This window comes from Candidatus Hinthialibacter antarcticus, from assembly GCA_030765645.1.
Taxonomy (GTDB): domain Bacteria; phylum Hinthialibacterota; class Hinthialibacteria; order Hinthialibacterales; family Hinthialibacteraceae; genus Hinthialibacter; species Hinthialibacter antarcticus.
Genome location: JAVCCE010000059.1, coordinates 94,372 through 106,066 on the forward strand (window position 1 = coordinate 94,372; position 11,695 = coordinate 106,066).

Annotated in this window: 10 protein-coding genes; 7 read left to right on the forward strand and 3 right to left on the reverse strand. The window is 47.3% G+C overall.

Annotated elements, in window-relative coordinates; genetic code table 11:
* Window positions 1-406: 406 nt before the first annotated feature.
* Window positions 407-1,768, forward strand: coding sequence for an ATP-binding protein (locus P9L94_14410; GenBank protein MDP8245273.1), 1,362 nt, complete (start codon window positions 407-409; stop codon window positions 1,766-1,768).
* A 10-nt stretch (window positions 1,769-1,778) separates the two neighbouring features.
* Here P9L94_14410 and P9L94_14415 read toward each other — a convergent pair whose 3' ends face one another.
* Window positions 1,779-2,513 (reverse strand): DUF1080 domain-containing protein, encoded by a 735-nt coding sequence (locus P9L94_14415; protein MDP8245274.1) that lies wholly within the window; start codon window positions 2,511-2,513, stop codon window positions 1,779-1,781.
* Window positions 2,514-2,621: 108 nt separating this feature from the next.
* Here P9L94_14415 and P9L94_14420 point away from each other — a divergent pair, with 108 nt between their 5' ends.
* The 6 genes from P9L94_14420 to P9L94_14445 all read left to right on the forward strand — a co-directional run bounded on the left by P9L94_14420 (window position 2,622) and on the right by P9L94_14445 (window position 9,962).
* A complete protein-coding gene (locus tag P9L94_14420) occupies window positions 2,622-3,386 on the forward strand; it encodes an ABC transporter ATP-binding protein (protein MDP8245275.1) in 765 nt (254 codons plus the stop codon).
* A complete protein-coding gene (locus tag P9L94_14425; GenBank protein ID MDP8245276.1) occupies window positions 3,386-5,056 on the forward strand; it encodes a putative ABC exporter domain-containing protein in 1,671 nt (556 codons plus the stop codon). The genes P9L94_14420 and P9L94_14425 overlap by 1 nt, the downstream gene beginning before the upstream one ends.
* A gap of 41 nt (window positions 5,057-5,097) precedes the next feature.
* Window positions 5,098-5,772, forward strand: a complete 675-nt coding sequence (locus P9L94_14430) for an SGNH/GDSL hydrolase family protein (GenBank protein MDP8245277.1) — start codon at window positions 5,098-5,100, stop codon at window positions 5,770-5,772.
* Window positions 5,773-6,162: 390 nt separating this feature from the next.
* Window positions 6,163-6,519 carry a metalloregulator ArsR/SmtB family transcription factor gene (locus P9L94_14435; GenBank protein MDP8245278.1) on the forward strand — a complete coding sequence of 119 codons (357 nt, stop codon included), beginning with the start codon at window positions 6,163-6,165 and terminating at the stop codon, window positions 6,517-6,519.
* Window positions 6,520-6,596: 77 nt separating this feature from the next.
* Window positions 6,597-8,123, forward strand: coding sequence for a hypothetical protein (locus P9L94_14440; protein ID MDP8245279.1), 1,527 nt, complete (start codon window positions 6,597-6,599; stop codon window positions 8,121-8,123).
* 153 nt (window positions 8,124-8,276) lie between these two features.
* Window positions 8,277-9,962 carry a hypothetical protein gene (locus tag P9L94_14445; protein MDP8245280.1) on the forward strand — a complete coding sequence of 562 codons (1,686 nt, stop codon included), beginning with the start codon at window positions 8,277-8,279 and terminating at the stop codon, window positions 9,960-9,962.
* Between the two features lie 62 nt (window positions 9,963-10,024).
* Here P9L94_14445 and P9L94_14450 read toward each other — a convergent pair whose 3' ends face one another.
* Window positions 10,025-11,014, reverse strand: a complete 990-nt coding sequence (locus P9L94_14450; protein ID MDP8245281.1) for an alpha/beta hydrolase — start codon at window positions 11,012-11,014, stop codon at window positions 10,025-10,027.
* A 62-nt stretch (window positions 11,015-11,076) separates the two neighbouring features.
* Window positions 11,077-11,646, reverse strand: a complete 570-nt coding sequence (locus P9L94_14455; protein ID MDP8245282.1) for a carboxymuconolactone decarboxylase family protein — start codon at window positions 11,644-11,646, stop codon at window positions 11,077-11,079.
* Window positions 11,647-11,695: the final 49 nt, after the last annotated feature.

The window sequence follows — 11,695 nt, forward strand, 5'->3', positions numbered from 1 at the left end:
GAAACTACTATAATGAACCGTTTTATTCGTGATATAGTTTTTTTGCATTGGAAGCATCACGCTGTTTGCCAGAACAATATTTTTAAAATCACCCAGATGGATTCTTCATAGTCTAAATGAAACGTTCTCTAAGATGAATGCGAATCGAATGAAAAATAATTCACCAATGACCGAGTTGTCGCCCGGCGCCATACTCAAAAGATTACGTTACGCATTGTATGCCGTTTTCGGATTTGCTTTCTGTTTACTCATTATTGAAATTCTTGATCGGACAGACAATTTTCATCCTATAACAAATGCATTGGTGCGCTTAGTTATTTATTCAATTTTTATTCTTTCACTTTCAAAAATTTCGTCAGGCTATTTAAAAAGAACCAGATTTTACTATTCGATCTTTTTATTTTTCATGTTCATTTTTCTGCTATTTATATTCGATTTGACAGAAGAAATTCCCTATTTAGATGAAATTCCTATAATTGGACATGAAAGTTTGGTTCGCGGCGTCATTGAAAACTTTTCAATTTTAGGAAGCCTGATTTCTGCAATCATCGGCATATATTTTGCCGTATCGGATATCGCTTTACTTCGGCTGGAGTTGGACCAGGACAAGAAGCGGTTGCAAATTGCCCAGGATGACTTATTCAAAGAATCACTCTTGCGCGATTCAATTATTGAGAACGCTGCGGAAGGCTTGTGCGTTTGCCAGGAAGTTTCAAAGTCGCCCTATCTGCATTTTTCAATTTGGAACCGCCAAATGTTGGAGATCACCGGATATTCAAAAGAAGAAATTAACCGATTTGGATGCTTTCAAGTGTTCTTTCCTGAAGAAAAAAAACACCGGCTGGCGCTGAGGCGGCTGGAACGAATCAAGCAAAGAAAACAATTACACGTTGAGGAATGGCCGATTACGCGGGCGGACGGAATGAAAAGAATTTTCCGCATCTCGACCACAACGATTCAATTACATGATGAAATCGGTTCGCCTCATATTTTGTCGTTAATCTCAGATGTCACCGACCGAAAAGAACTCGAAGAACGATATCTGCTGGCGCAAAAACTCGAGTCCCTGGGGAAAATGGCTGGAGGGATTGCGCATAACATCAATAACTTGCTAACGGGAATCAGTGGAAACCTCGACCTTGCCATTGATGAAGCGGGGCCTGAACCCAGCCGGTTTTTGACGAACGCAAACAACGCGGCAAACCGCGCGGCGGAACTCGTCGAGCAGTTGCTGGCGTTTTGCCGCAAGGTGAAATTAGATTTGAAGCCGCATCGCATCAACGAAAGCGTACAAGAGGTTTCAGAACTTATACAACAAACGCTTGATCCAAGTATTCAACTTCATGTTGATCTTCAACCCGATCTCCCCGAGGTGTTGGCGGACCCGGCCCAGTTACATTCTGTCTTGATGAACCTCTGCGTGAATTCCATCGACGCCATCGGAGAGAAACAAGAACATAGAGTTGACCCGGACAATTCAAATTATGAAATTTTGATACGAACATACAACGAATTCAGAAAAGAGTACAACGAACATTTTTCCGTCATTGAGGTTGAAGACAATGGCAACGGCATCCACCCCGATGTCGTTGACCATATCTTTGAACCGTTTTACACAACCAAAACCGGAAGCGGCACAGGCTTGGGATTGGCGAGCGCGTTTGGCATTATCAAGCAACACAAGGGTTGGCTTGAATGCAACAGCGAGTCTGGTCAAGGCGCCATTTTCCGTATTTATCTTCCCGTACTATCGGACCCGAAAACGTAATGGCAAACGCTTAAGGCTGCTCTTTGATTTCCAGTTCTTTAAATTGGATTTTTAGTTGATCGCCTTTGTGTATTTGCAATGCGATATGGCCTGATTCTCCGACGCGGCGTCTTGTGTGCGCGGCGTCGTCCAGAATGCCTTGTCCCTTGAAGTCAGTTATCACAACGCCGTTGAGCACCGCGCGAATGTTAAGTCCCGCGACGGTGATTTCCATCTGGTTCCACGGCGTTTCGCCATCCGAAAAGTAGAAGACCCGCTGAGGAACCGACATCGACTCATTGACCCACTTGCCCTTGGGGATATCGGGGAAAATCCAACGCTGTACGCCGCGTGTTTCGTCCCACATCATGCCGCAGCGCCAGGGCGCGGGCGGGTGGATGTCGATCTGCGGGCCGTTGAGCCAACCGGATTCAACGTCGTAGCGACTGCGAATTTGAACGCCGCTATTGCCGGGGCTGTCGCGAAATGCGCGGAATTTAAAATGAAACGTGAAATTCTGATATTCTTGTTTGCTCATTAACCAGACATAGTCGTGTCCTTTTTGATTGAGCGAATCCGCTGTGATGGCCCCGTCTTGGACGCTCCAAAAAACGGTGTCCTTGTCTTCCGGTTTACACTGGACGCTCCATTCGCTTAGGTCTCGACCGTTAAAGAGAGATTTCCACTCTTCTTTTGTTTCACTTGAATGAACGGAAGTGAAGAAAAAAGCGTATAAAGTAAGTAGTAAGACTAATTGGCGCAGCATGATGATTTCTCCCGGGAGTGACGTTTCACTGTAGAGATTTATTACGCTTTTCTGTATTGTATGTCGAGGGTTGTAGCCAGGTTTTTATCATAATGAGGAGACGCAGGCGTGATCGAAGTCATTGACTTTCATAAGGCCTATCGTGATTTGGTCGCGGTTGAAGGCCTCAGTTTTAAAGTGCAGCCCGGCGAGATTATGGGGATGGTCGGGCCGAACGGCGCCGGAAAAACCACCACGCTGCGATCATTGTGTGGAATTATTCCGCCAACAAGCGGGCAACTGTTCGCGGGCGGGTTTGACGTCGTTGAACAACCCGTCGAAGCCAAGCGCATTCTCGCCTATATCCCTGACGATCCCAAACTGTTTGATTCTCTCACCGTGTGGGAACACTTGGAGTTTGTCGCGGCGGCGTATCAATTGAAAGATTTTGCGGGATACGGCGAACAAATCTTGAAGCAATTTGAACTTTGGGAGAAGCGTTCGACATTCGCGAACGAACTCTCGCGCGGGATGCGGCAGAAAGTCGCGATCAGTTGCGCGTACCTGCATGACCCGACGGTATTGGTCTTAGACGAACCACTAACGGGATTAGACCCGCGCGGCATCCGGCAAATGAAAGACTCAATCATTCAACGGGCGCAAAACGGCGCGGCGATTGTAATTAGCTCGCACTTGTTGAATTTAGTCGAAGATATATGCACTCATCTACTGATGATGAACCGCGTTTCATTATTGTTTGGCAGCATTGATGAAGTGATGGAGAAATTTTCAAATCTTGACCGCCGCTCTTCGTTGGAAGAGATATTTTTCCAAGTGACTGGCGCCGACGCGACGAATAATGCCCAACCAACAGAAACCGAAGATGCCAAGTGATGCCATCTAATTTTATCCCTCTTCTTTATTTACTCCGTCTGCGCACGAAAGCGTGGTTTCGCCACACGCTCTATAGTTTCTTTTCGTTCAAGCGCGCGATTTTTGCAGTCGTTGCGTTGTGCATGATTACCTTATGGATGATTCCGATGTTGTTCATGGGAGAGATGCGCGGACTGCCGCAAGTGGAGCAGGTGCGCTTGATGATGCCGCCTTTCTTCTTGATGTTTTTTGTGATGAATTTAGTGACTGCACAAAAAGATATGGCGTTGAACTTTGAGCCGTGTGAGATTGGTTTTCTGTTCGCTGGGCCATTTTCACGGCGCGATTTGCTGTTTTATAAATTATGCGATTTTATGATGAAGTTGACGTTTAGCGCGTTAATTTTTTCGGTGGTGGCGAAACAGTGGGTGGCGTATTGGTTTGTTTCGTTTGTCGGCTTTTTCTTGCTGATGGTGTTTATGACATTGCTTGACATCGTGGTTGTCTTGATGATGCAGAATGTTGTGATGGACCGTCGCGTGAAGTGGACGCTTTTTGGTATTATCTCGGCTGTCATTGTTGCTTTTCTCTTGTTTGAATACAGCACGATTGAAACGCTGATTGTATCCGGCGACTTGAAACAACCATCTGACTATATCAAAGCATTTCATGCGACCTGGCTTGGAACCATTGTATTGGCGCCGTTCCAGGTGTTCGCATATCTGATTACGTCGCGCTCCTTTTTCTTTGAATGGATTTACTATGCGTCGATCGCATTGGCGATTAACGCCGGATTGGTCTCTCTGATTTTATTCTTTGATAAAAACTATATTGAAGTGTCTCTCGAAGTCAGCCAGCGTATGTATACGCGCCGCAAAAAAGCCCTGCAGGGCGGGGTGTTAGGACAATCCAGTTCGGTCAAATCGGCGATTCGGGGCGTCCCTCGGCTGCCGTGGTGGGGCGGGGCGGGGCCGGTGGCATGGCGGCAGTTGACCAGCGCCTATCGTCAATGGCCTTCGTTGCTGCGGCTATTTCTCATCACAGCAATCTTTATGGGGCCGTTTCTGATCTTTTCCGGCTTTGGTTCAGGCGGGGCGATTGCCGGGCTGGCGGCTGTGTTTGGGTTTGCGTTTATATTTTTCCCACAGCAAATTCGTTTTGATTTCCGCAGTGACATCGACCAAATCGAGTGGCTGAAACAGATGCCGCTCAATCCATACGGCGTGGTTGCAGGTCAACTCCTTACGCCTTCGTTATTTTTGTTGTGCTTTGTTTTAGTATTGGGTTCGATCACTCTCATCACAGGAGAATGGATGATGTGGATCGGCATGTTATGTTTTTCCGTGCCCGGCGTCGTATTAATGCTTGAAATAGAAAACCTGTTTTTCTTGTTGTTCCCTGTGAGAATGCAGCCAAACTCTGCTGGCGATATTCAATTTTTAGGGCGCATCTATTTGATGATGCTCTTGAAGATGCTGGTCATCGTGATTTGCGGCGGGCTTTCGTTTGGCATTGGCTTTGGCGCCGCATCGGTTGTGCAGGGGCTGCTTCCTGCTTTGTCAGACCTATTATTTTATATAATCTTAGCGAGCGTCGCTTGGGTTGGCTGCGTTTTGTGGATGCTGGTGTTGTTCGTGTGCACGGTTTGGGCGTATCAACGCTTTGATTTAAGCGCGGACCGTCCGGCATAATTTTAGTGTTGATATCAATGATAAAGGAAAGAGAGGACGGAATGAAAAGGCTTCACCTCATACTTGTTGCATTATTGGTTTGCATGACCGCTGTCGCAAAAGACGCTTACGATACGACCAAATGGGAAAAAGACATTTCGAAGTTTGAGAAACAAGACCAGGAAAACAATATCAAAAATGTCGATGTGTTGTTTTTGGGCAGTTCAAGCATCCGTATGTGGAAAATCAAAAAATGGTTTCCTGAATTGAACGCTATCAACCGCGGCTTCGGCGGGTCGCAGATCGAAGACAGCATTTATTATTTTGATCGCTTGGTTACGCCCTATCAGCCAAAAGTCATCGTGTTCTATGCGGGAGACAACGACGTCGGTTCAGGCAAAAGCCCGCAACGTGTGTTTAACGATTTCAAAACATTTATCCATCTGATGAAAACCAAGGCGCCCGGCTCGCGCCTGATTTATGTCGCGATCAAGCCAAGCATCAAACGCTGGAACCTGATTGACGAAGTGCGCGAAACCAACAAGATGATTCATCAGTATTGCGTAAAAAAATCCAACTTGGAATTTTTCAACATTGATCCTCCCATGATTGGCCCCGATGGACACCCCCGCAAGGAAATTTTTCTTGAAGACGGGCTGCATTTGAATGAAGACGGCTATCAATTGTGGTCATCAATGCTGTATCCAAAGATTGAGCGTATGCTCAAAAAGGGCTAGCCTGTAGTTGTGAGATGAAAGCAAATAGCCGAGCGATTTGCCCCAGTTGGTTGTGAGTTATAACCCACGTTCTACACGCCTAAACGGAAAATTTAGGCGTGTATGTATTTTATGGTTATTTATCAATGACTAATACAGTCAACTAATTGCCTAAAAAAAAGGAGGGATTCTTAAAAACATACATTGAAATTTTCTAGATAAACCTGTGTAACTATTTTTTTTATATAGACTTGCATTTTTTATCCGTTATTGAAAGTATTTTGTAAATAAAATGATTAATTATATTGCATTTATCAAGTATATTAGAATTTTTTTTAGCACAAAAACTGCATTACGTCTTGATATGCTATTTTAGCTATTCTAGAATTTAGCTAACATTGGAGCTACATCATGGAAAATGAATCAGCAGCGTTACAGATTGCAAATCCCGAATTTCGCCGCATGCTTGCCGAGCGCATTCGCGCTCTCGCTGATCCCACTCGAATCCACCTGTTGCATTGTCTCATGCAGCAGGAATTATGTGTTCATGAACTCGCCGAAAGCGTCGAAAAAAGCCAGGCCACGGTTTCTAAACATCTGGCCATTTTATTTCGGCATGGGTTTGTTGGACAGCGAAAAGAAGGCGTACAGACGTTTTACAGCGTCGAAGGCGAGGGGCTTCAATTTTTCTGTCAGTACATGTGTGCATCGCTGAAAGAACACTTGGATAAAATGGCCTCATTTGGCGGGCCGACACTGGCGCTATAAGAAGACCACATTGTAAGCATTAGCGGTTTGTTATTGCGGACCGCTTTATATAAAGGAGTGTGGAAAGGAATTTCATCATGGCAAAGCACCTATGTATTATTGGAGCGTTCGTATTGGTATGCAGTTTAGGATTACCGGTATTCGCCCAAATGGATCACTCGTTCCTGATCCAAAATTATGAGGGAGCGAAAACCTGTGAAACTTGTCACGCTGGAACCGTCGAGCACATCCAATCAACGGTCCACTACAAGTTTGAGTCGCCCGTGCCTGAAGGCTATTTGTTTGAGGAAGACGGCGTGACGCCGCACGAAACCGAAGTCTCGGGTAAATTATGGAAATTATGCGGATTTCCGACGACTGTTCCCCAATTTAACTGGATGGGCAACCTGAAAGACGACCCCACCACTCCGCATATTGATAAGCCGGGTGGATGCGCCAAGTGCCACATCGGCGTTGGTTACAAGCCGTATTCCGCGACAGGGTTGGATACGCCAGCCGAAAATGAAACCTATAATGTTGATTGTCTTGTCTGCCACGCGGAAAACTATTCGCGCAAATTATATGCAGGCGAAATGAACGGCGCCGCAGTGGTGATGGCGGCCCCGATTGTTGACGGCGCGTTGGATTTCAGCGGTATGACCGAAGCGGCCAAGACGGTCGGTAAACCCAAGTCGGAATATTGCAATCGCTGCCACGCGGCTGCTGGCGGCGGCAAGGTTGCGCTTGACGACATGGAATATAGTTTCAAACGCGGTTCGATTTATGATGAAGATCATGATGTTCACGCTGCGGCGGGCATGGCATGCACCGATTGCCACTCGCTTCGTGAATTTAAAGGCGACCATCGCACCAAACGCAACCCCAATAATGATCTGTATGCGTTTGATACATTGGTTGAAGATCAAATGTGCCTCAGCTGCCATAGCGAAACCCCACACGAAGAAGGCTCGCGCTATAACGAACACGCCGGGTTCATTTCTTGCACGGGCTGCCACGCGACTTCAGAAGGCGGCGCGATTCGTAAAGACTTCGCCGTCACCACCGAACCAAACGCAGACGATCCTCTCGGCTTGTATGGCGTGAAGGTTGAGTTTGCTGACGATAATTTCCAACTCGATTTCCATTGGTTTAACGGTACCGTTAAAGGCGAAATCGAACCAAACGGCTCAAAAGGCAACGGCAAGATTTATCCTTACAAAACGGTTGCGTTCAATCAGCCGGTTGATGCAAACGGCCATCCGGTTCCATTAAAATGGGGCGTGATGTTCAAGACCGGCAACCTGCAAGAAGCGCTGAATCAGGGATTGGCTGCCTACAACGCGATGATAACCGATGAAATCCTCGCGACGACCACTTTGCCGCCGGTTCCAGGCGAATTCGCTGGCTTCAAAGAAAGCGAATGCGTATTTAGCATCAGCCACGGCATCACCAAAGAAAAAGCGCTGAACTGCACATGCTGCCACAGCGAAAACAGCGTGTTGAATTATGAATCGCTGGGCTTCACCGCTCAAGAAGCCACAACTTTGAAATCGTTCAACTTTGGCGACGATTGCGTACGCAGCGTCCCCGCTGCAGGCATCGACCAGTGGACGTTGTTCCGGTAAGCAGTAAACAATGCCAGTGAGAATTAGACTCCCCGGGCGGATATCGTTCGGGGAGTTTTTTTTAAATCCATGAAGCGAGTAGAATTGTACCTATACCTTTCGCAGCGAAAGATCAAATCGTTTGAGATGGGTTCTAATTATTGGAGATGGTTTATGTTTCGTTCTGGTCTTACTTTTTTATTCATCGCTTCGTTATTACTGATTTTGGTTTCCAATCCATCAGCGCAGACTTTGCCGACCGAAGCGACTTCGTTAATGGTCGGCTCCGGCAACTGTGCGCTCTGTCATCAGAACCTGATTGACGCCGCCGGAAACGACGTATCCATCGACGCCCATTGGCGCTCGACCATGATGGCCAACAGCGCGCGCGATCCATTCTTTATCGCGAAAGTCAGCACGGAGGTCGCTCGCTTCCCCGCGTTGCGCGACGTGATCGAAGACAAGTGCGCCAAGTGCCATTTCGGCATGGCGCATGAACAGGCGCTGGCTGACGGCGCGGCGACGCATATTTTAGAGGATGGTTTTACCAATCCCGATAACCCGTACCATGCAATCGGCATGGACGGCGTGTCGTGTGCGTTGTGTCACCAAATTCAACCAGACGGATTAGGCGAACCGGATTCGTTCAGCGGCGGCTATGTGATTGATGACGCAAGGGTCAAACCAGACCGCATTATTTTTGGTCCTTACAGCAATCCGTTGATCAATCCCATGCGCAATATCAGTCAATTTACGCCTGAATTGGGCGAGCATCTTACAGAATCAAAACTGTGCGCGTCTTGCCATACGCTCTACACGCCGACAGTGAATGACGCGGGCGAGGTGATTGGCGAATTTCCCGAGCAGACAATTTACCTGGAGTGGCTGCATAGCGCGTATGCAGACGGCGAGGGTGACGATGATAAGAGTTGCCAGGATTGCCACATGCCTCACGCCGAGGGAGGCGTCAGAATTTCCAACATCCCGCCTCATGCGGCGGCGCGCTCTCCATTCAGCCAACATCAATTTGTCGGCGGCAATGTAAGTATGCTGGAGATACTCAGAGATAACGGTGATGAACTCAATGTGACCGCAACAAGCGGGCAGTTTGACGCAACCATTGAACGCGTCGTAAACCAACTGCAACAATCCAGCGCGGAAGTTGTGATTGATAATGTGCAGGGAGGGGACAAACTGCGAGTGTTTCTGACAGTCCTTAATCACACGGGCCATAAATTCCCGGCGGGCTATCCTTCTCGCCGCGCATGGATCCATTTCAAATTAATCGACGGCGCCGGCGCAGTCGTTTTTGAATCGGGCCGCCCGCTTGAAGACGGTCGTATCGAAGGCGCTGACAGCGATTTTGAAGACTCCGAACCCAAAATTGAAATGCATTATCCTGCGATCAGTCAACAAGAGGATGTTCAGATTTATGAAACGGTTTTTCAGGATTCAAATCTGAATATAACCCAAACGCTTCTACTGGCGGACAGGTACGCAAAAGACAATCGTATCCCACCGCTTGGGTTTGATTCGCTCAATGTGCCAGACGATATTAAACCTGACCGAATTACAACTCACGATAGCGGGTATGGAAGCGGGTATGGAAATGGGAAGGATGAAATCTTTTATACGATTGATTGGTCTGGCTTCGAAGGCCCGTTCAGCGTAGAAGCGGAACTGCTCTATCAATCAATTGCCCATCCCTACATTCGCGACATGCAGGCGTATGACACGCCAGAGGCAGCAGCGTTTTTGCGATATTATGAGGCTCTCGAACAAAAGTATGTGGTTTGCTCAAACGCCCGCATGGAAGGCATCGTGAAGGAAACATCTGTTCGTGATTGGCCGCAACGTTGATGAATAGATAATAACAACCCCGCCGCCGGAACGATCCAGCGGCGGGGTCGCAATTCGATTTTCTATGTATTGTCTGAGAGATTCACATTGCTTTTTAGGAAGTACAGCATACGCCCCGCAATGAAATCAACATCTTCTTCAAGCGCAAAATGCCCTGTGTCAAGCAGGTGGATTTCCACATTTTTCAGATCGCGTTTGTAGGGGTACGCGCCGTCAGCAGGGAAGATGTAGTCGTTCTTGCCCCACACAATTAACATCGGCGGTTGATAGTCGCGAAAATACTTCTGCCACTTGGGGTACAACTTCGGGTTTGAGCCGTAGTCATAGAACATCTGCAACTGAATCTCCTGGCTGCCGGGGCGGTCTAATAATGGTTGGTCAACCCGCCAGTTGTCCGGGCTGATTGCATCGGGATTGCGAACGCCATCGGTGTATTGCCATTTGGTTGCATCCAAGGTCAGTAGTTTTCGTAGTGCGTTGGCGTTTTCTTCGCTGCGGTCTTTCCAAAAGGCTTTGATCGGGTCCCAAAATTCTTTGAGGCCTTCATCGTATGCGTTTCCATTTTGCACGATGATTGATTCAATGCGCTCTGGATATTTCGCCGCGAGACGAAAGCCGACCGGGGCGCCGTAGTCCATCACATACAGGCTAAATGTTTCAATTTGTTTAGCAGCCAAAAATTGATCGACAATCTTCGCCAGATGATCAAACGTATATTCAAATTCATCGACTGCCGGCGCCGAACTATTGCCATAGCCAGGATAATCAGGCGCAAGCACATGGTATTGCTCTGCAAGTTTTGGAATCAGATTTCGATACATGTGCGACGAAGTCGGAAAGCCGTGCAGCAGTAACACCGTTGGCGCTTGCTTTGGGCCGGCTTCACGATAGAAGATGTCTAAACCTTCAATTTCCACCGTTTTGTATTGAACTTGCTGAGCGAACGGTTGCTGTTCTGTCGCAAGGGCGTTTTTCCCCGTGTTTAAGGTGACGAAACATGCTGCGATAAACACAAAAACGATTTGCTTGTGAGACTTTGTAAACATCTTCATTATGGTGTTCCTTTCACATCTTAGTTTGGTTAATAGAACTTGATTGCGGTTTGACAAGCGCTCTAGCAACTGCATGCGGCGGCTTTTTTAGGCGTTTTAATCGCCGCAGCAAGGGGGAAGTCAATGTCTGTTTCTGCGATGTGGTTGAAGTAATTGGTGAAGAGGTTGAGCGAAATATTGGCGATGATTTCAGCGATCTCTTCATCGGAATACCCAGCGGATTGTAATTGCTTGAATTCATCATCTGATATGAATCCGCGCTTTTCCGCGACGCGTTTTGAAAATTGAAGCGCGGCCTCGGTTTTTGGATTGGATGAAGTCGCCTGACGGTTGTCGAGAATTTCCTCTTGACTCAATCCCAGCATTTTTCCAATGGCTGAATGAGCGGACAAACAATACTCGCACTGGTTGGTTTGACTTACGACCAGGGCAATTTGCTCGCGAAGGGTTGGGGTAAGCACACCCCCCGCTAATGCTCCACTAAAGTCCAGATAGGCTTGTAAGACCGCTGGGGAATTGGCGAATGTCCTGATTAAATTTGGGATCATTCCAAGTTTACTATTCACTGCATCCAACATTTCTTTGACTTTTCCATTGGTTGTTTCTGGCTGAACCGCTTTAAGCCTTGGCATGATCTATCTCCATTACTGTTTGTGGTGTGTTTCTATACTGTCTCTATCT